The sequence below is a fragment of the Mesorhizobium sp. Root102 genome (assembly GCF_001425625.1).
Classification (GTDB): Bacteria; Pseudomonadota; Alphaproteobacteria; order Rhizobiales; family Rhizobiaceae; genus Mesorhizobium.
On record NZ_LMCP01000034.1, the window covers coordinates 152,012 to 169,715 of the forward strand.

Annotated in this window: 21 protein-coding genes and 2 pseudogenes; 11 read left to right on the forward strand and 12 right to left on the reverse strand. The window is 60.9% G+C overall.

The genetic code is table 11. From position 1 onward, the window contains the following. Positions 1 to 7 precede the first annotated feature (7 nt). A pseudogene (locus tag ASD12_RS22895) lies at positions 8 to 749 on the reverse strand (helix-turn-helix transcriptional regulator). Positions 750 to 983: 234 nt separating this feature from the next. On the opposite strand from ASD12_RS22895, the gene ASD12_RS22900 reads away from it, so the two are divergent. Next, positions 984 to 1,268: a hypothetical protein gene (locus ASD12_RS22900; RefSeq protein WP_082525643.1), complete on the forward strand. Its 285-nt coding sequence runs from the start codon at positions 984 to 986 to the stop codon at positions 1,266 to 1,268. On the opposite strand, the gene ASD12_RS22905 is transcribed toward ASD12_RS22900, so the two are convergent. Together ASD12_RS22905 and ASD12_RS22910 are read right to left on the reverse strand one after the other, a co-directional pair. After that, a complete protein-coding gene (locus tag ASD12_RS22905) occupies positions 1,255 to 1,980 on the reverse strand; it encodes a Crp/Fnr family transcriptional regulator (RefSeq protein WP_056592172.1) in 726 nt (241 codons plus the stop codon). The two genes, ASD12_RS22900 and ASD12_RS22905, sit on opposite strands and share 14 nt — an antisense overlap. 517 nt (positions 1,981 to 2,497) lie before the next feature. After that, on the reverse strand, positions 2,498 to 2,728 hold the full coding sequence (locus ASD12_RS22910) for a hypothetical protein (protein WP_056591497.1): 231 nt from the start codon (positions 2,726 to 2,728) through the stop codon (positions 2,498 to 2,500). 169 nt (positions 2,729 to 2,897) lie between these two features. Between ASD12_RS22910 and ASD12_RS34320 the strand changes: the two genes are divergently transcribed. Continuing rightward, complete coding sequence (locus tag ASD12_RS34320) at positions 2,898 to 3,068, forward strand: hypothetical protein (RefSeq protein ID WP_156389037.1); 171 nt, start codon at positions 2,898 to 2,900, stop codon at positions 3,066 to 3,068. Positions 3,069 to 3,215: 147 nt separating this feature from the next. After that, positions 3,216 to 3,410 (forward strand): hypothetical protein, encoded by a 195-nt coding sequence (locus ASD12_RS22915; RefSeq protein WP_056591500.1) that lies wholly within the window; start codon positions 3,216 to 3,218, stop codon positions 3,408 to 3,410. Between the two features lie 37 nt (positions 3,411 to 3,447). Here the strand turns inward: ASD12_RS22915 and ASD12_RS22920 are convergent, their stop codons facing one another. Further along, a complete protein-coding gene (locus ASD12_RS22920; protein ID WP_056591501.1) occupies positions 3,448 to 3,663 on the reverse strand; it encodes a hypothetical protein in 216 nt (71 codons plus the stop codon). A 217-nt stretch (positions 3,664 to 3,880) separates the two neighbouring features. Between ASD12_RS22920 and ASD12_RS22925 the strand changes: the two genes are divergently transcribed. The 4 genes from ASD12_RS22925 (at position 3,881) to ASD12_RS22945 (ending at position 6,247) form a co-directional block, all read left to right on the forward strand. Then, positions 3,881 to 4,078 (forward strand): hypothetical protein, encoded by a 198-nt coding sequence (locus tag ASD12_RS22925; RefSeq protein WP_056591503.1) that lies wholly within the window; start codon positions 3,881 to 3,883, stop codon positions 4,076 to 4,078. After that, on the forward strand, positions 4,075 to 4,254 hold the full coding sequence (locus ASD12_RS22930; RefSeq protein WP_056591504.1) for a hypothetical protein: 180 nt from the start codon (positions 4,075 to 4,077) through the stop codon (positions 4,252 to 4,254). The genes ASD12_RS22925 and ASD12_RS22930 overlap by 4 nt, the downstream gene beginning before the upstream one ends. Before the next feature lie 621 nt (positions 4,255 to 4,875). Further along, positions 4,876 to 5,631, forward strand: a complete 756-nt coding sequence (locus ASD12_RS22940; RefSeq protein WP_056591509.1) for a DUF4142 domain-containing protein — start codon at positions 4,876 to 4,878, stop codon at positions 5,629 to 5,631. A 25-nt stretch (positions 5,632 to 5,656) separates the two neighbouring features. After that, the gene (locus ASD12_RS22945; protein WP_056591510.1) at positions 5,657 to 6,247 is read left to right on the forward strand and encodes a general stress protein; all 591 of its coding nucleotides are present in this window, start codon (positions 5,657 to 5,659) and stop codon (positions 6,245 to 6,247) included. Between the two features lie 90 nt (positions 6,248 to 6,337). Here the strand turns inward: ASD12_RS22945 and ASD12_RS34325 are convergent, their stop codons facing one another. The 5 genes from ASD12_RS34325 to ASD12_RS22975 all read right to left on the reverse strand — a co-directional run bounded on the left by ASD12_RS34325 (position 6,338) and on the right by ASD12_RS22975 (position 11,696). Then, the gene (locus ASD12_RS34325) at positions 6,338 to 6,763 is read right to left on the reverse strand and encodes a hypothetical protein (protein WP_156398641.1); all 426 of its coding nucleotides are present in this window, start codon (positions 6,761 to 6,763) and stop codon (positions 6,338 to 6,340) included. A gap of 572 nt (positions 6,764 to 7,335) precedes the next feature. Next, entirely contained in the window at positions 7,336 to 8,013 is a 678-nt protein-coding gene (locus ASD12_RS22955; protein WP_056592175.1) for a Crp/Fnr family transcriptional regulator, read from the reverse strand. 212 nt (positions 8,014 to 8,225) lie between these two features. Then, on the reverse strand, positions 8,226 to 8,624 hold the full coding sequence (locus tag ASD12_RS34925) for a hypothetical protein (RefSeq protein WP_056591516.1): 399 nt from the start codon (positions 8,622 to 8,624) through the stop codon (positions 8,226 to 8,228). 598 nt (positions 8,625 to 9,222) lie between these two features. Next, a complete protein-coding gene (locus ASD12_RS22970) occupies positions 9,223 to 11,331 on the reverse strand; it encodes a catalase (protein ID WP_056591522.1) in 2,109 nt (702 codons plus the stop codon). 149 nt (positions 11,332 to 11,480) lie between these two features. Then, on the reverse strand, positions 11,481 to 11,696 hold the full coding sequence (locus ASD12_RS22975) for a CsbD family protein (RefSeq protein ID WP_019859538.1): 216 nt from the start codon (positions 11,694 to 11,696) through the stop codon (positions 11,481 to 11,483). Between the two features lie 180 nt (positions 11,697 to 11,876). Here ASD12_RS22975 and ASD12_RS35495 point away from each other — a divergent pair. Continuing rightward, positions 11,877 to 12,007, forward strand: a pseudogene (locus ASD12_RS35495) (IS1 family transposase); the annotation flags it as partial. A gap of 76 nt (positions 12,008 to 12,083) precedes the next feature. Then, on the forward strand, positions 12,084 to 12,485 hold the full coding sequence (locus tag ASD12_RS22980; protein WP_056591525.1) for a hypothetical protein: 402 nt from the start codon (positions 12,084 to 12,086) through the stop codon (positions 12,483 to 12,485). Between the two features lie 189 nt (positions 12,486 to 12,674). Here the strand turns inward: ASD12_RS22980 and ASD12_RS33455 are convergent, their stop codons facing one another. Next, positions 12,675 to 12,779, reverse strand: a complete 105-nt coding sequence (locus tag ASD12_RS33455) for a hypothetical protein (RefSeq protein ID WP_082525621.1) — start codon at positions 12,777 to 12,779, stop codon at positions 12,675 to 12,677. A gap of 107 nt (positions 12,780 to 12,886) precedes the next feature. Then, positions 12,887 to 13,918 (reverse strand): hydroxyacid dehydrogenase, encoded by a 1,032-nt coding sequence (locus ASD12_RS22985; RefSeq protein ID WP_056591527.1) that lies wholly within the window; start codon positions 13,916 to 13,918, stop codon positions 12,887 to 12,889. A gap of 145 nt (positions 13,919 to 14,063) precedes the next feature. Here ASD12_RS22985 and ASD12_RS22990 point away from each other — a divergent pair, with 145 nt between their 5' ends. Next, on the forward strand, positions 14,064 to 15,104 hold the full coding sequence (locus tag ASD12_RS22990) for a LacI family DNA-binding transcriptional regulator (protein WP_056591531.1): 1,041 nt from the start codon (positions 14,064 to 14,066) through the stop codon (positions 15,102 to 15,104). Positions 15,105 to 15,236: 132 nt separating this feature from the next. After that, a complete protein-coding gene (locus ASD12_RS22995; RefSeq protein WP_056591533.1) occupies positions 15,237 to 16,091 on the forward strand; it encodes a sugar phosphate isomerase/epimerase family protein in 855 nt (284 codons plus the stop codon). 321 nt (positions 16,092 to 16,412) lie between these two features. Here ASD12_RS22995 and ASD12_RS23000 read toward each other — a convergent pair whose 3' ends face one another. Continuing rightward, positions 16,413 to 17,603: an NAD(P)/FAD-dependent oxidoreductase gene (locus ASD12_RS23000; RefSeq protein ID WP_056591537.1), complete on the reverse strand. Its 1,191-nt coding sequence runs from the start codon at positions 17,601 to 17,603 to the stop codon at positions 16,413 to 16,415. Positions 17,604 to 17,704 lie beyond the last annotated feature (101 nt).

Sequence of the window (17,704 nt, forward strand, 5' to 3'; positions counted from 1 at the left end):
TGGTGTATCAGGCCTCACGCGCGAAACTGGCCACCAGCTGATCCACGTTGGGCTCGTCGAGCCTGACGATATGCGCCATCTGCAGCGCCCGCCTCATGCTGATCCTGGTGACGTCCTGCCGCATGATGACAGACACGCACGCTGGCCCCGATCCGGTCAGGACGAAGGCGCTGCCGACCAGAACCGGCTCCGAGATGGGGGCCCATTGCACGGCCATGATCGACGCCTCGCCGGTCTGGCGGCGGTTGACGCCGTTGAAATGGATCCAGTTCAGGCGCGAGATCGCCACGCCGTAATGGTTGCCGGGTATTTTAGCTCCGCCTTGTCTATCGCCTGGCGCCCACCGCGTCACCCGCCTGAACGTGACGAGTTCGGCCTCGCGCCGCACGAAGGTAACCGAGCGCATCAGATAGTCGGGGCGGCCAGGGACCGAAAAATAGGTGAAATAGGTGCCGCCTGCGATGGCGGGCGCCGGGGGCCGCACCATGTTCTCATACAGTGTCTGGCGCAGCGATGCGTGGCCGTCATCCCTGGCTGCCGCGCGCGCGCTCGCGATACAACACATTCTCGTCGATCTTGAAGTAATCGCAGATCAGCCTGGCGGTGGCCTTGTTGGGCATGGCCTGGCCTTGCAGGTAGCGCTCGAACTGGGTGCGGTTGATGCCAAGCTCACGACACACCGCGCTCACGGAAGCGTGGCGCTGGATCAGTCGCCTGAGATTGCTGGCGAGATTCTCGCGAATTGGCACGACATCGCCCTCGCGACGGACGTACAGATCATTTATTCAAGCTATAACTTATATAATCGCAATCTCGCATATGGCGATGGTTTCGCGAATGGGACCTTTGGCCAACACCGCAGCCGACGACGCGAAGACTGTACGTTTTTTACAGTTTGGCTACGCAAGCCATGAAAATGGGCTTATTTTGGTGGCAAGAGCGACCTCAGATCGGCCACTTGACCTCATGTGATGGAGGGCGGTTTGGATCATACCGACCTGGTCGAGCTTCTGGACTATACGCAGGCGCAATTGAGCAAGATACGTCAGGCGGTCGCGGAGAGCGACCACGGCGGCGCCATGTTCGCCATCGATTGCCTTGTCGGAGCGGCGGCCGAACAGACGAAATGCAAGCTCGCAAGCCTGGAGCATGCTGGGTTGCCGATTGGCCGGGATGCAATTGAAGGCGGTGCGGCACCGCCCGGTAAAGTGACGCCATCGGACCAGCCGGCCGCGGGGAGGCGACCGCCCCCGATCAGGCCGCGCTGATCTCGCCGATCAGCCTGACATATTCGGCCTCGGCTTCGCCGTAGCCGCCATTGGCGAGTTCCAGCAGGCCGGCGCGGTCGCGAATGACGATCTCGCCCCGGCGCGCCCGGATCAGCGCGCGGCCTTCGAGCAGTTGGAGGGCAACGGTGACGCCTGGACGCCGCACACCAAGCATCACGGCCAGGAATTCGTGGGTGATGGCCAGGCGTTCGCCGGACACCCGGTCGTCGCACATGAGCAGCCAGCGCGCCAGCCGCTCCTCGAGCTTCAGCCGTGCATTGACGAGGGCGGTGCAGCCGGTCTGAGTCTGCAGCGCATTGACGAAGCGCAGCAGGAACATGCGCAAGGTAGCACTTGCCGCGAGTGCGGCATTGAAAGCGCCCGCTTCGATGCGGATGGCTTCGCCTTCGAGTTGCACGAAGCACTCATGCACTGCACGGTCGTCGCCCATGACCAGCGACGATCCGGTCATTCCTTCGAAGCCGATGAAGCCGACTTCAGCCTCGTGGCCGCTCGTCGTCCTGGCGACCACCGAACCAATGCCCAGTTCGATGAAATAGACGGCCTCGATCGGGACGCCGGGGGTCACCAGCATCATGCGCAACGGCAATTCGCACCGCTGCATATGCGGCTCGAGCAATGCCAGATCATCCGCGGACATGCGCCGCAGCAATTGATTTCGATATTGAAGGTTTTTGTCGGGACTAGTCATGGCGATGCCCAATACAGGGCAAGAGCCATACGATCTCCCAGCCGTCCGCGCCCGTATCAACGTGCCGACGATCACCTGTATATAGGGTCTTTGAATGAATAGACCTAGGAATACGGTATGAAATGCGATGCACGGCGTCCCCCAATACCGTTCGCATACGAAAAGATCGATCTGAGCGTTAGTGTCGGAAACGTACCAAGCGGCGCTTGGTACGAAACCGACATATCTGTTGAGGCACCGCGTTCCCGTGACCCCCGACCATCTCAGCCGGCTGACGAAGGTACTTGCGCGCGGGCTTGGCCTGCGGACGGTCTGAAGCGTGTTCGGCCAGCCGCGTCATTGCTGCTCGAAAATGACTCGCGGCATCTCCTCGACAGGCAAGCGCCCCGTTCAGGGATGGCGAGCCTGTGCATGATCCCGGCGATACTGGCGAGCCTTGGGAGATCGCGGACATCGTTGCGCTTAGCGAATGCAGCCGGGAAGCCAACGGTTAGCGAGCTTCCAAAAAGCTCGTCGACTAACCGTTTCTCGCCATATGATTGGGGTTCCAGTCCTTCGCAACGCCGTCCAGAGCCATCTTGATATGGTCTGGGCTGTCAATACCGCCGCCGAATAGGGCGATCAGGCGGCGCGCCAAATGCTCCCGCGCCGGGTGGGCGCCTTCAATCCCGGCTTGCTCGCAATAGTCATCCAAAATCCTGGTGAGTGTAGCCAGCTGTATCTCGTCTGCTGTGCCGCGTAAGGTCATCGCGCGTATTCCCTATTGGGCGAAAGCGTGATCGACTCTTTCAAGCGCCCGTTGCCGTTAAAGACCGAGCGACAAAGGAATTGTACGCTTCCGACAATCGGTTAGCGAGTCATTCCTACGGAACCCCGCAACAGTAAGTCGCGTTACGGTGGCCAAGAGGATTGTTCTGATGACTGACGAACAAATAAGGCCACCGACTGCGACGGACGGTCTTGTTCGACGTTTGGTCAATGAAACCGGCATCACCGATGCGCAAGCCCGCGAGCTTATAGGCTTTCTTGGGCCGCAAAGTTGGTCATCGCTCGTGCGGGAGGCGCGCATTCTGGCCGGGAAACACTGACATATTAATTTCAAAACCACCCACTATCCACCGAGTTGACTCGCTATTTCGGTACGAAAGCGTACAGTTCTCAAGTCGTCCGCCATCCCGGCATACGGACGCTTGGAAGCCGACTCAGGTGCTCCCGCCCCTGCGCGGGAGACCGACATGGCAGACGACCATTCAGCAGGCGAAATATCGGCTTTCGAGTGCCACATTCTTCGCAGCGCCTTCCGCAAATCGGTGGTCGAAAGACGCATCGCTCAACGGGAATGGCGCATGCACGCAACGCTTCTGGCGCGCGAGTTGACCGAGCTTGATGAGATCGACCCGGATATTGTCGACTGGATCGTGCGCACATAGCCCTTTGCCGGCTTCGCATACGGCCAGTTGTTCAGCCTCAGTTGACGCCGATGGTTTTTTGCGACGCTTTTCGGGCAAGGGATTTACGCTTTGACGCGGTGGTCTCGGTTGGAGCCGATGCTTTGGCCGAAAGCCGCAGTTCTCGCAGCCGGGCCGTCTTTGCCTCACGCGCCTGACGTTCGATGGCGATGATGGATTGAGCCTCGCGGGTGGCACGTTCAATCCGCTCTTTGTCCTGAGGCAGTCTGGTCAAGGAAGGCTCTCCTGTCTTTCAATGGCACTCAAAATGCTGGCCGGGAGAAAACGTTCCGACCCGCAGCGCCTCGGTACGGAAAAAACATCATCCCGCTCCGATCTCATTTGCCATTGAGCGCGTGCACAAAGCCGCTATGTGCGAGCGGTCACCGGTCACGAAATGGGCGCTGGTGCTTGAGAGTGTGATGTACTCCCGCCCCGCCGGGAGACTTCATATGGAAGACGACCAAGGCCCAGGCGGCATGATATCCGCTCTCGATACCCACATGTTGAGGAATGCCTTCAAGGCGTCGATCGCCGAGTTGCAGCTGCCCGAGGCGAAATGGGCGGAGCACGCGACGGCGATGATGCGCGAACTCACGGGCGATGTTCAGGTCGATGCCGGCGTCATCGGGTGGATCATTCGCAAATGAAGCCGCCGGTCGCTACTGAACAAACGAACGACAACAGCACGCCGGAAGATCACCTGGCAGCGGTGACGTTGAGCTTGCACGCGACCCTCATGGGCCTTGCGGCTCCCGTCGAATTGCTGGTCGAGGTTTTAGCCTTCGACGTTCCTGTGGATGAATCAAGCCATAGGCAAGGGTAGCTCGCGCCGTACACCACTAGGTCAACTCTTCGCCTTGCGGGCAAGCTTGTCGTCCTCGCCCTTCAGAAGGCCGAAGTCGGCGGACCGTGCCCGCTGCTGGCATGCAGGAAGCCGTCAGAGGCCCGTCCGCGACGAAGCAGTTCACGCACGGCAGCCGCACGGCTGGTCGGCCGACACAGCGATCTCTCACTGGCTCACGCCGAACGACTGGTGCTCGGTTTCGCCGAATTCTATTCCGCACCCATCGAGTTCGACCGGTCGGGGTGGGATTGGTCAATGAGGGAGCCTGTCGATCGAGACAATGAGAGCCTGCTTCTCGACATCGTTGAAAACGAGTTTGGCCGCCCCGCGTGAGCAGGTCGTTCACCTGGCGGCGCGCCATTGGGCATATCGCAAACGCCATGGCTGGAAGCGCTATCCCGTTTTTTCTGGAGGTGTGTGGCGACGAATTAGCGGAGTAATCGGCTGGCCGCCGGCCTGCGCCTTAATGGTTGCGTGGGAACGCCAGGCCTTGTTGAGCACAAAAGACTACCCCCCAGTTTATCGCTGTTCGTCTGGAACAAAGCCGCCGGGCGCAGATTAGGTCCACAGCACATGTGTGCATAAACAAGGACCGCCTCCATGAAAACTCGCCTACTCTTGGCCTCGCTGGCCACAGCCACAGCTATCGCTTTCGTCCTGCCCGCCCTTGCCGCAGACAGCGCACAAGACTTTGTCGACAAGGCCGCGGCAGGCGGGATGTTCGAAGTGAATTCAAGCAAGATCGCCGAAACCAAAGCCCAGGATCGGAGCGTGAAGGATTTCGCGCACAAGATGATCGACGATCATGGCGCGGCCAATGCCAAGCTCGAGACAATTGCCGGCGAGCAAAAGCTGACGGTCCCGAAGGAACTGGACGCCAAGTACAAGGATGATGTCGACGCGCTGCAGAATGCCAAGGATCCCGTCGACGGGCCCTATGTCCAGATGCAGCGCGATGCCCATTCCGATGCGGTCGAGCTGTTCGAAAGCTATGCGAAGGACGGCGACAACGCGCAGCTGAAGACGTTCGCGCAGGAGACCGTGCCGACGCTCAAGATGCACCAGGAGATGATCGAAAAGATCGCTTCCCGGATGGATGACAAGTCGGCGACAACGACCTCGACTACACCCGCGGTGACCACGACCGACACCGCGAATCCATCCGCGCCCGTACCCGGTGCCAACAGCTTCACCGAGGACCAAGCTAAAGGCCGCATCCAGGACGCTGGCTTCTCGGATGTCTCCAAGCTGACCAAGGACGACCAGGGCATCTGGCGTGGTCAGGCGATCAAGGACGGCAAGGCCACCACCGTGGCGCTGGACTATCAGGGCAACATTGTTGCCGGCACGAACTAATCCCACGATCAAGGAGAACCAAGAGATGAAAACCGTAACCGGGCTATTCGACAATTATGACGATGCTTCCGATGCCGTTGGCGAATTGGAAGCAAAGGGCATTCCGCATTCCGACATCAGCATCGTCGCCAACAACGCGGACAATTGGCATGACGCTGACACCTCCAAGGCAGCGGACGATGCCGCTGGCGGCGCTGGCCTCGGTGCCGTGGTCGGCGGGGCTGGTGGATTGCTGACCGGACTTGGCCTCATGGCTATTCCCGGCGTCGGTCCGGTGGTTGCCGCGGGCTGGCTGGCCGCTACCGCGGTCGGTGCGGTGGGTGGAGCCGTGGTCGGCGGCGCAGCAGGCGGTATCGTCGGCGCGCTGACGGATTCCGGCGTTTCCGAAGACGATGCCCATGTCTACGCCGAGGGGGTGCGTCGCGGCGGGACATTGGTCACGGCCAAGGTCGACGATCGGCTCGCTCCCGATGCCGAAAGGCTTCTGGGCCAAACCAACTCGGTCAATCTGGAAGAACGCCGCGGTGAATATCAGGCCGGCGGCTGGACCGGCTTTGATGCAGACGCCGAGAACTACAGCTCGAATGAAATCGGGCGCGACGGCAATCGCATGTGATTCGTCAGCCTCGCCGCCAAAGGGCGGCGAGGCTGTTTCCAGCAAGGCGCGGCACGGGGCATTGGAGGGCTCGTTCCGGCGACCCGGTATTCAATACCGGGGCCGTCTGTCGGACACCACAACCAGCCTCCCTCCAACATTTTGGCACCGTTTGCATACGAGCTTCGATGCTAGCCGCCTTTCGGTGATGAAATCGTAGTGGGTGCCGTAAATCTCGATCAGGCCATCTAGATCCAGTGAACGCAAATGACCGCAGCGTCCATTGCCGCAATATACGCTGAGGCCCATGCCTTGTTCACGAAGCTCAGCGAGCTTGGTGGGCAGCACGGCTGGAACCAGGATGTCTTCGGGCATCGCAAGGCTTGCCTCCACGAGAATGGGTTTTCGAAACTCGGCCCGGTCGATGTCGCCGATCGCGTGGACTGCCTTTTCTTCCGCGACGCCTATGAGGGAATCGATCTCTTCCATCGCTTCGATATGGCCGCGAACAAACAAAGCCCTTCGCAGCACATGCAACGCATCTCTCGTTTCGCAAAGTGTCGTCCGTAAGGTGGGAGGCATTTCACGCTCACTTCTTCTTCATGTAGCTGTCGGGGAGGCAATCGGCTTCAACCGCCGCCGCAATGAAGGCTCGATGGACGTCCCTTGCTGCAACATCCCACCCTTTCCCCCACCAGGGCAGCCAGCGCAGCCAGAAACATTAGCCCATCGGATGGCCAGCCGTCGCCAAAGCGTCGGCCATTTGAGGAAATGTGCAAAGGACGGAGATGGTCCCGTCACTTCTTACGATGGGAATGCCGGAAAACATATTTGGCTGGTTGACTGTCATCGCATAGCTCCCACTGGGGCGGGAGAACGGTAATCTCTCTCAAGCACCAGCGCCCATGCCATAGCTGATGACAGATTTACTTAACGACCTAAACAAGGCGCGTCTATTAACTATGACGCATTGGGTGAGTAATATCAAATTATTATCATTTGAAATTTACTTATCGATAACAGTACGATTCCGACATTTCTTGATCGAGTATTGGTACAAAGTCGACAATGTCGAGTCCGCCGGAGGCAGCAGGCTCTGTGCCCGGTCATCAATCCCCCGAATCGGTCTCTCCCAAAAGCCTGCCATATTCAGCTTCTGGCTCCCCATACCCGCCATTGGCCAGCGCAATCAGTCCGGGGCGGTCCAGTATGATGACCTCACCCCGGCGCGACCTGATCAGAGCAAGGCCTTCCAATTCTTGAAGGGCGATGGTGACGCCAGGCCGTCTCACGCCCAGCATAGTGGCGAGGAATTCGTGGGTAATAGAAAACCGCGCGCCCACCACGCGGTCGTCGCACATCAGCAACCACCGAGCCAGACGGTTCGCCACCCGCAGTCGCGCGTTGACAAGCGCGGTACATCCGGTCTGGATCTGCAGAGAATTGACGAAGCGCAACAGGAACAACCGCAAAGTGGAACTGGTCGTCAAAGCTACATTAAAGCTGCCTGCGTCCATGCGCATCGCTTCGCCTTCGAGTTGCACGAAGCAGGCTTGCGGTGCGCGGTCGTCGCCCATCACCAGCGAATATCCAGCCATCCCCTCATAGCCAATGAAGCCGATCTCCGCCTCGTGTCCACTGGACGTGCGCGCGACGACCGACGCAATTCCGCGCTCGATGAAATAGAGGTATTCGATCGGCACGCCGGGCGTCACGAGGGGCATTCTCAGCGGCAGGGCTACTCTGTGCAAACCCGGTTCGAGCAGCGCAAGGTCGTCGGCGGTCATCTTCCGCAACAGTACATTTCGGAACTGGTTGTCGACAGCCAGTGCCTGGCCGGTGGCAGTCGATTTTGGGATTTCGTAGTTCAATGTGCAGCTCCCGCAGGGGCGGGAGCACGATCGACACTCTCAAGCGCCAGCGCCCGTTGAAGTGGCCAGCGACAGACGAACTGTACGCTTTCGACAATCCGATAGCGAGTCATTCCGGGCCGGGTTGCTTATTCTGAATCTTTTCCCTGGAGGGGGCGTGGCGACGAATTGGCGGAGTGCTCCACCGCATTCGCTTGAGGGAAGCGCGATGCTCCGCCGCCACCTGAACCAACTGTCTCGGCAGGGCTTGGTTCCGCTTGGGCGGCCTCGACCGCCCACAGGGCGGGCTTTTGTGAAGACGAGGACGGCAGATCGACCTCACCAAGCCAATCGTCGTAGCTGGAGTTCAGGGCCGCAAGCAAGTCCTCGACCTTGTCCATGCCGCCCTGGAACAGTTCCATGAGACGGCGTCCAAGACGTTGCCTGGCCGGGTGGCCCGCATCTATGCCGGCCTGACGGCAATAGTCATCGAGCACCTTCGCCAAGCTCGAAAGCTGATCCGAATCCGCTGAGCCGTTGAAGATCATCGCGCCTCTCCCATCGTCGGGGCGAAAGCGCGATCGGCTCTTTCAAGCGCCAGCGCCCATTCAACGGCCAGCGACGAACGGACTGTACGCTTCCGACAATTGGTTAGCGAGTCCCATGAACTGTCCGAAAGCGTACCAAGTAACTCGCGTAATTGTTCGGCCGACGGCAACTCGCTAGCTTCGCAACGCGGCGGACCTAGGGTACCGCCTTGGCCGACGCGGGACCCGGCCCCCGCCCAACCTAACCCCAGCGTCGGCCATCGATAGAGGTGCCTTGATTGGCGGGCCATGCGAACGGCACGCTTGATGCCGAGAGACAAATCGCATGATGCCAAAAGACAGATTCGAGTGCATGCAGGAAGCGCCTGGCAGCTGGATTGTGTGGGACCATACGGGTGGAGCGCCGGCAGGGCTCGGCGGCGTCGAGTTGCGAGGCCAGGACAAGCACCGGGCCGAAATCGCGCGCGACATCCTCAGGCGGATCTTTCGGACCGGCCGGGATGTCGACGCAGCGGAGAGCGATTCTTCGGACGCATGAGGCGCAACCAACTGCGTGGCCCGGCGGGACCTCCGTCACCCCGCGCCGGGTTAGCCGAATTCAACCCAACTTCACTTTCGGCTCGCGTGCCCACCAACGCAGTTCGCCGAGCCTGGTGACAAAGCCAGCAATGTCCTTGACTGACTCAAGCGGGATAACCGCCTCGTCCTCTGCAATTCCGGCCTTGGACAACAAAGCTGCGGCAGCCTCGACGAAGCCGATGAACTTGCAATGGGCGAAGGCATCCGCAACGAAGTCGCGGGCGGTCGATTCCTTCAGGAGCTCCGCCATTGCAGGCTTTGCCGGCAGGAGTGCCACGGCGTCGTAGAGAACCGAAGGTGCGCCTGATATCATCTGCTGGGCGTCGATCCAGCTGCCGTCGCTGGCCTTGGCGCCGCCGACCTTCGGCGCGATGATCTCGAAGCTTGCGCCGGCCTTTGTCAGCGACTGCTTCAGCGCATTCAGCAAGGCCGCATCGGTTCCGTCGGTCACCAGAATCCCGAGCTTGCGGCCCTCGAACCGGCCGGGGCCGTTCTTGAGGATGCTGAGCGCGTCCGACACGGGGAGATCCCGGCGTGTCGGCACCGCTGCGCCAGCAGGCTTCGGCATTGCCTTCAGACCGAGTGCATCCGCCACCTTGCCGGCCAATCCGTCATCGATGTTCAAAAGATGCGAGACGATGCGCTCGCGAATGACCGGGGTCTGCACCTTGCTCAGCTCAAAGGTCAGCGCAGAAGCGATGTGCGCCTGCTCCACCGGCTGCTGGCTGATGTAGAACTGGCGTGCCTGGCTATAGTGATCGGCAAAGGTTTCCGAGCGCAACCGGGCCTTCGGTCCGGCTTCGACTTCGGCGAAGGACCGGAACCCCTTGGCCGGAGATTCACGCGGACCTTCGTCCCATGAATTCGGCTGGTAGTTGGCGCGGCCGACCGGGTTGCGCATCGCCATGTGTCCGTCCTGCTGGAAATTGTGGAAGGGACATTTGGGCGCGTTGATCGGAAGGTGGGTGAAGTTGGTGCTGCCCAGCCGTTTGATCTGCGTGTCGAGGTAGGAGAAGTTCCGACCCTGCAGCAGCGGATCGTTGGAGAAGTCGACGCCGGGCGGCACGTTCTGCGTCATGAATGCGACCTGCTCGGTTTCGGCGAAGAAATTGTCGGGCATGCGATCGAGTACCAGGCGGCCGACCGCTATCGGCGGCAGAACCTCTTCGGGGATGATCTTGGTGGGATCGAGGATGTCGAAGTCGAAGCTGTCGGCGAAGGCCTGATCGAAGAGCTGAAGCTGCAGTTCCCATTCGGGGAAATTGCCGGCATGGACCGCGTCCCAGAGGTCGCGGCGATGGAAGTCGGGGTCGGCGCCGTTGATCTTGACCGCTTCGTTCCAGGCCACGGACTGCAGACCGAGCTTCGGCTTCCAGAGGAATTTCACGAAGGTCGATTCATCGTTGGCGTTGAGCAGCCGGAACGTATGAACGCCGAACCCTTCCATGAAGCGCAGGGAGCGCGGGATGGCCCGGTCGGACATCGCCCACATGACCATGTGCATGCTTTCAGGCGTTAGCGAAATGAAGTCCCAGAAATTGTCATGCGCGGTCTGCGCCTGGGGGAAATCGCTGTCAGGCTCGGCCTTGGCGGCGTGGATCAGGTCGGGAAACTTGATCGCATCCTGGATGAAGAACACCGGCATGTTGTTGCCGACAATGTCCCAGTTGCCTTCCTGCGTGTAGAGCTTGACGGCGAAGCCGCGTACATCGCGCGCAAGGTCTGCGGAGCCCTTGTTGCCGGCAACGGTCGAGAAGCGCACGAAAGCAGGTGTCTTTTCGCCGGCGCGCTGGAAGATGTCGGCACGCGTGTATTTGGCCAGCGATTCATAGGTTTCGAAATAGCCGTGGGCGCCATAGCCGCGGGCATGGACGACACGCTCGGGAATGCGCTCGTGATCGAAATGGAAAATCTTTTCGCGGAAGTGAAAGTCTTCGAGGACCGTCGGCCCACGGGCGCCGATCTTGAGCGAGTTCTGGTCGTCGGAGACCGGTCCGCCCTGTGCGGTGGTCAGCACCGGCGTCGAGCCGAATGATGTCTGGTGCAGTTCGCCACCTGCGCCGCGCTCGAGTTTCTGATCGTGGATGGTGGCGTCCGTTGCCGTCGATTTTGATGCTTGCTTCGCCATGACAGGAAATCCCCAGGGTCAACGCGCGGGCTGCGCTGGTCCTCAATCTCCCGGATGACGATATGTTCCCTGCCGATTGCAAGCCGGAAATGAAGAAGGCCGCCGGTTCGCGCGGCGGCCTTTATTTGCTTCAAAGAGCGAGGAAACCTTCAGAGGTTCTTGTTGATCGCCGCAGCCGTCTTGTTGGTGGCGTCCTTGACGGCGGACTTGGCGTCGCCAACAGCCTTCTGGACCTTGCCCTTGGCTTCCTGCGCAGCGCCCTCGGCCCGCAGACGATCATTGCCGACGGCCTTGCCGACGCCTTCCTTGGCTTTGCCGACCGCCTGATTGGCGAGGCCCGAAGCCTTGTCGCTGGTGCTTCCCATGGAATTTACCTTTCGCGGGTTGTTGCCTGACCGGCGACAACCAACGTCGCTTTGTTTGGAAAGTTCCGCCTGTCGCGTGAGGACACAAAACGAAAAGGCCCGCCACCGACGCTAATCGTGACGGGCCTTCTGGCGTAGGCCGGGCGTCCCGTGCGCCAGTTCGAGCGAGCCTTCAATGCTGCAAATGCGGTTGCTCCGCACTCATGTATTACAATTATGTTCGCATCCATGCCACGTTGCACATGACCCCTGCGACGGCCGCTGGCGTTACCGGCAAGCTTTGGAGATCGACGATCGTCGCGCTGATCGAAGTTGTTCGCGGCTCTTATCAGCGTTTTGATTATCATTCGCTAATATGATATAATTGAAGTCCGAGAGGCTAGCTCCATGAGGCAGTTGCTAGGACACATTGCATTGGCGTGCCTTGTGCTGCCCGGCGATGCAGACGCCCATGATTGGTATACGGGCAGGACTGATCCCGTTCTTCGCTACGACTGCTGCGGAAACAAGGATTGCCACCCGATCGATTCCAACAACGTCAGGATGACTAAAGACGGCTATTTTGTCCGGATGCCGCGCCCGGCTTACTTGAATGAGCCCCAGGAAGCGGAGTGGTTTATCCCTAGAGAGCGTGTCCAGACGTCGCCTGATGATCGATACCATATCTGCGAGCGCTTGATGACGTTTTACCGGACGATCATTCCTCACTTGAAGTTCCAGGCCTATTACAGGTTCAGGTGGACGTGCTTCTTCGCGCCGATGGGCACTGGTTCAATCCAGTCGGAATGAACGTTCCGCTGCAAATTTTCAAACTGACCCACCACCACCCTGAAATGAAAGAACCCCGCCGGCCGGAGCCTGACGGGGCATTTGATTGGAGCGGATCGAATGGGAGACGATCCGGGAGAAGAACGCAAAGGCCACACAAAGGTTCCACACGGTGCCGACGCGCGTCGCGGGGAATGCCCTGTGGCGGCGTCAGCCTGACGGACCTATCGGGCCCGAGGACGGGATTCCCTGCGCCGTCACCACCGACAGCTTCTGCCGTTTGACCAGCACCGGCTTTTCATAGGTCTTCTTCATGGCTTGCCTCTCCGTAGAGTTCGATTACAGCAGCGTCGTCGCCGGCCGCGCTCTTGTCAAGCCGAGGCGGTCAAGGCTGGCCAACCGGACAGGGACGAAAACCTGGCTCAGTTCCTGTCGGCGGGCTTGGAGCGCATGCGCGAAACCGTCTCGCGCTCGGCGCGCTTGGAGCGCAGCGGGGGCAGGCCGCGGTCGATCAGGTCCATGTCCTCCAGCACCATGTCACCCATGCGCTTGAAGGCGATGTCGAGGGCGCCGGCGCGGTGGGCCGAGCGCAGGAAGCCGGGCAGGGCGCGCACGGGATGGTCCGCCGCCAGCGGCTCCTCCGGGAAGACGTCGCTGGCAGCGACAATGTGGCCGCTCTTCACTGCCGCCATCAGGGCCGGGAAGTCCACCACGCCGGCGCGGCTGAGCAGGATGAAGGCGGCGCCCTTGCGCATGCTGGCGAAGGCATCCGCGCCGAGAAAACCCTGGTTCTCAGAGGTTACCGAGGCGACGACGAAGATGAAGTCGCTGGTCGACAGCACTTCTTCCAGCGAGGACGGCTCTACGCCAAAGTCGATGAGGATCGACGGCGGCAGCCAGGGATCGAAGACTTTTGTGCTGACACGGAACCCCGACAGCAGCCGGTTCAGCGCGCGGCCGAGATCGCCGAAGCCGATGATGCCGACATCGGCGCCTGAAAGCAGCCGCGCCGTCTGGTTGCCGTCGCCGCCCCACAGCTCCTTGCCGTTCCGGAAGGCGAGGTCGGCGTCGACGATGTTGCGGGCGAGGTTGAGCGCCATCGCAAGGCCAAGCTCGGCCACCGGCTCGGCGAACACGAGGCCGGTGGTGACGACATGTATGCCGCGCGAGAACAGCGTCTCGTAGGGCATGTTGTTGATGAGGTTGGTCTCGACATTGAAGACGCAGCGCAGCGCCTTCATCTGGTCGAGCGTTTCGGGCGATATCGGCGGCTGGCCGATAATGTAGCGGGCTTGCGCCAGCACGTCGGCCGGCAGTCTTGCTACCCCGTCGGCGGTGGTCTCGACGATGCGGTATTTCGACCTGAGGCGCGCCAGTTGCGGCGATGTGAAGATGAGGCCGAGCGTGCGTGGTTCCGGTGCGCTGATGACCAGTGGCAAATCCTTGTTTGACATGATGGTTCCTCCCGATACGATCCGGATCGCGCTTTCTGGGAGGTAAATTACCTCCGATAAAACGATTTACAATCACGAAAAATCGATTTATCCATTTCTCCAGCGGCCGATAAATGCTGACGTTCGTGCCTCGGAGGAGGGACCAATGGCGCATCGGCAAGGCCAGCAGCGGCGTGCCTCAATCCACGACGTGGCAAGCCATGCCGGCGTGTCCGCCGCCACCGTTTCCAAGGTCATGGCCGGCGTCACCACGGTCAAGCCCGAAAATGCGCAGCGTGTCTTCGATGCCGTCGAGCTGTTGGGCTACCGCGTCGATCCGCTGGCGTCCGACATGCGCAGGGCCAAGCGCCGCATCATCGGCGCCATCGTGCCCGAGTTCGAGAGCGAGTTCTTCGGCCAGATGGTCACCCAGCTCGAAAGCCTGGCCGAGCAGCGCGGCTACACGCTGGTGGCGGCATCGAGCCGTGAATCCGAAGCGCGTGAAACGGAAATCCTTGCCCGCATGCATGACTGGCGGGTGGCCGGCGTGGTGCTGGCGCCGGTGCGCAACGAGCACGGACCGGCGGCCGCATTCATGAAGGTCAACGGCATGACCGGCGTGCTGATCGACCGCGTGTTGTCCGACGATGCCTTCGACACAGTGTCGGCCGACAGCGCGGCGGCCAGTGCCGAAGTGGCGCGCGAACTGCTCGGCAAGGGTCACCGCCACATCCTGGTCGTCGGTCTTGGCGAACAGGCGGCGACGATACGCGCTCGCCTCGATGGCTTTCGCAGCACCGCGCTCAAGCTGGCGCCGGATGTCCGTATCGACGTTGTGCTCGCCGAAACCGATGTCGAGCCGCTCAGGGCGCAATTGCGCGACTACTTTGCGAAGGGAGAGCGGCCGACAGCGGTCTATTCGCTGTTCCTCAAGGGTACGCTGGTGGCACTCTCCGAATTCCGCCGGCGCGGCTGGCACTGCCCCAACGACATTTCGCTGGTCGGCTTCGACGATGCCGAATGGATGCAGGTGACATGGCCGGCCATCGCCGCCGTGGTGCAGCCGGTGCGCCAGATCGCCGGCCACGCCATGGAGGCCTTGTTTGCCAGGATCGAAGGCGGGGAGGGGCCGCCGATCGCGCGGCTCGAGCCTTGCAAGGTTCTGATGCGGGAATCCGTTGGCTCGCCAGGCAACGGCTCGCATTAAGGGGGAGGCTCCGGCACGTGACATCAACCGGAGGAAAGATGAAATGACGCCGTTCGCTCAGAAGATAGATCGATTTACTTTGGCTTTGGGCTTCGCGATGGCGTTCCCGGCGCACGAACACAGAGAGACCCGATGAATCTTTTTGGATTGCACACGTTCGCCCTTGCCCCGGTCTGGGATCTCGATCTGATCGAGCCGCAGATGGAGCGGTTGAAGGGGCTGGGCATCGGCCTGCTGGAGATTCCGCTGCTGCGCCCCGAGGAGATCGACACCAGGCGCACGCGCGCCTTTGCCGAACGTTGGAATGTCGCGCTTATTCCGTCGCTTGGCCTGCCTGCTTCACTCGACGTGGTGGCGCGGCCGGACGAGGCGCTGGCTTTCCTCGAACCGGCCTTCGGCGTGTGCGAGGCAGTGGGCAGCGAGGCGCTCGGCGGCGTCACCTATGGCACGATCGGCAAGACCTCGGGCCGTGAGAGGACGGCGGAGGAAATCGACGGCATATGCCGTTTTCTCGAGTGCGCCGCGAAGGCGGCCAAGGTGCATGGGCTGAAGCTCGGCATCGAGCCCTGCAACCGCTACGAGACGCATCTGATCAACCGCGGCATCGACGCGGCCAAAGTCATCGAGCGCGTCGGCGCCGACAACATCTTCATCCATCTCGACACCTATCACATGCATATCGAGGAGGAGAGTTTTGAAGCCGGCTTCCGCGCCGCCGCGCCCTATCTTGGCTACGTCCATGTCTCCGAAGCCAATCGCGGCGTGCCGGGGCGCGGCATGCTCAACTGGGCGGCCTGCATGAAGGCGATATCGGACATCGGCTATAGCGGCGCCATCACGCTGGAAAGCATGAACCATGTCGATGTCGACATCGCCGGCGGGCTCGCGGTGTGGCGGCCGGTGGCGGAGAACCCCGATGATGTCATTGCGGTTGGTCTGCCGTTCCTGCGCGAGGAGGCGAGGAAGGCGGGATTGACGCTGGGGTGAGGGCCCCATGGGGCCGTCACATGTGCCAGCGATGCAACAGTGCAGAATCGTTCGATCGAGGCCCCAAAGAAACGATGTAAGAACCAGTAACGGCACAATTGACACGGGGCATGGAATTGGTTCTTCTGACGTCGTATCCAACGTGGAGGGCACTTTGCGGTGAAGAAATACGAGAAGCCAACTTTGCAGAAGCGCGACAGGCTTTCGGGTGTAACGGCCCAGACTGCTTCCTCGACACCTCCGACGCCGCAGTGAGCGGTTGGCGTCTGACGCATTCGCACGATAAGGGCAATCAATAGGGCGCGATTGGCTGATCGCGCCCTATTGCATGTTGGCCACGGGCGCCTGCCGCTGTCCCAGATGCCGCATCTTGCGGCCGATGATCATCAGCCGGCGCGCCGTGTTGTTGCGCAGGCGCCGTACGCGCCATTCCAGCCCGGTTTCGATGGTGATCGACTTGGCGTAATAGCTCACACGCATGCCGTCCTCATCGGTCGCTACCTTGACCGGGTCGTCGTAGAAGGCGCTGATCTTGTCAGCTGCCATGCCTGGTGTTTCCAGCCAGCTCGGAATGTGAATCGAATGGAGCTGGTCAACATCGGTCATCACCCGCCCGATGCCGACGCCCGGCGTCGGACACGTCGTGCAGAAAGCGTCGCCGATGAAGACGACCCCATCGCGGCGATGACCTTGCGTCGTGCTCAGACTGACCTGCCTGACCTCGACGGGACTTGCCACTGCGAAGTTGCCACATTGCGCTGATATTTCGGGCATCAGCTCGCAAAGCATCTTTTGCGGATCCTGGCGAAATGCCCGCGTCCACGGTTCGGCCACGGTGCGATAGACGAACATGTTCGCCCGCATCTTGTCGCCGAGAGGAAAGATGCTGATGTAGGCGACACGGTCGGCGGCCCGCCTGCCGTAGCAGGTGAGAGACTGAGAGCCGAATTCACGCGGCGAGATGGCGAGGTCGAATCCCATCGACAGCGAATGCGCCTTCGATTGCTCGACACGCTCGACCCCGACGGCGCGCCGCAGCGCTTCGCCGTGGCCGGTGGCCACCACCAGCAGGCGGGCATTGATGACGGAACCGTCGGCCAGCACAAGCCGCTGCCGGTCCGGTCCGGTCGAGACCTCTGTTACCTTGCCGACCGTCAGCGGCACTTGCGGCGGCAAGGCATCGCGCAGGCCATTGATCAGCGCGCCATAGGAAAATGTGAATTCCGATTTCTTCTCATGCGCGAATAGCTGGCCGAGGCGGAAGACATGAGTGTCGGTTGTCGAGGTGACGAGACGCTTGACCGTCGCGTCGAGGCCGAGTTTTTCGAACAGCAGCATCTGATCCATGCCGATCTTCTCGGCCCGGAACTCGTCGTGATGGATGCGGTGCGGATCGATCAGCGCAACCTTGCGCCCGGCTTGTCCCAACACCGTTGCCAAGGTGGTGCCGGCCATTCCGGCACCAACGATCGCCACTTCGACTTCGGTTTGGCCAGCCTCTGCGGTACTCATTTCGCTGCCCTTTCTTTGTAGCAACTTCTGGTAGCAACTTCCCAAGTGCACTACGGTAAAAGATATCTCCCGGACCCAAATCAACCTCAAGAAACCGGAAC

Bases quoted from the DNA above. Each gene is read 5' to 3' on its own strand.
- ASD12_RS22905 (WP_056592172.1), bottom strand. From the start codon at position 1,980: ATGACTAGTCCCGACAAAAACCTTCAATATCGAAATCAATTGCTGCGG.
- ASD12_RS22910 (WP_056591497.1), bottom strand. From the start codon at position 2,728: ATGACCTTACGCGGCACAGCAGACGAGATACAGCTGGCTACACTCACC.
- ASD12_RS34320 (WP_156389037.1), top strand. From the start codon at position 2,898: ATGACTGACGAACAAATAAGGCCACCGACTGCGACGGACGGTCTTGTT.
- ASD12_RS22915 (WP_056591500.1), top strand. From the start codon at position 3,216: ATGGCAGACGACCATTCAGCAGGCGAAATATCGGCTTTCGAGTGCCAC.
- ASD12_RS22925 (WP_056591503.1), top strand. From the start codon at position 3,881: ATGGAAGACGACCAAGGCCCAGGCGGCATGATATCCGCTCTCGATACC.
- ASD12_RS22930 (WP_056591504.1), top strand. From the start codon at position 4,075: ATGAAGCCGCCGGTCGCTACTGAACAAACGAACGACAACAGCACGCCG.
- ASD12_RS22940 (WP_056591509.1), top strand. From the start codon at position 4,876: ATGAAAACTCGCCTACTCTTGGCCTCGCTGGCCACAGCCACAGCTATC.
- ASD12_RS22945 (WP_056591510.1), top strand. From the start codon at position 5,657: ATGAAAACCGTAACCGGGCTATTCGACAATTATGACGATGCTTCCGAT.
- ASD12_RS22955 (WP_056592175.1), bottom strand. From the start codon at position 8,013: ATGACCGCCGACGACCTTGCGCTGCTCGAACCGGGTTTGCACAGAGTA.
- ASD12_RS34925 (WP_056591516.1), bottom strand. From the start codon at position 8,624: ATGATCTTCAACGGCTCAGCGGATTCGGATCAGCTTTCGAGCTTGGCG.
- ASD12_RS22970 (WP_056591522.1), bottom strand. From the start codon at position 11,331: ATGGCGAAGCAAGCATCAAAATCGACGGCAACGGACGCCACCATCCAC.
- ASD12_RS22975 (WP_019859538.1), bottom strand. From the start codon at position 11,696: ATGGGAAGCACCAGCGACAAGGCTTCGGGCCTCGCCAATCAGGCGGTC.
- ASD12_RS22980 (WP_056591525.1), top strand. From the start codon at position 12,084: ATGAGGCAGTTGCTAGGACACATTGCATTGGCGTGCCTTGTGCTGCCC.
- ASD12_RS33455 (WP_082525621.1), bottom strand. From the start codon at position 12,779: ATGAAGAAGACCTATGAAAAGCCGGTGCTGGTCAAACGGCAGAAGCTG.
- ASD12_RS22985 (WP_056591527.1), bottom strand. From the start codon at position 13,918: ATGTCAAACAAGGATTTGCCACTGGTCATCAGCGCACCGGAACCACGC.
- ASD12_RS22990 (WP_056591531.1), top strand. From the start codon at position 14,064: ATGGCGCATCGGCAAGGCCAGCAGCGGCGTGCCTCAATCCACGACGTG.
- ASD12_RS22995 (WP_056591533.1), top strand. From the start codon at position 15,237: ATGAATCTTTTTGGATTGCACACGTTCGCCCTTGCCCCGGTCTGGGAT.
- ASD12_RS23000 (WP_056591537.1), bottom strand. From the start codon at position 17,603: ATGAGTACCGCAGAGGCTGGCCAAACCGAAGTCGAAGTGGCGATCGTT.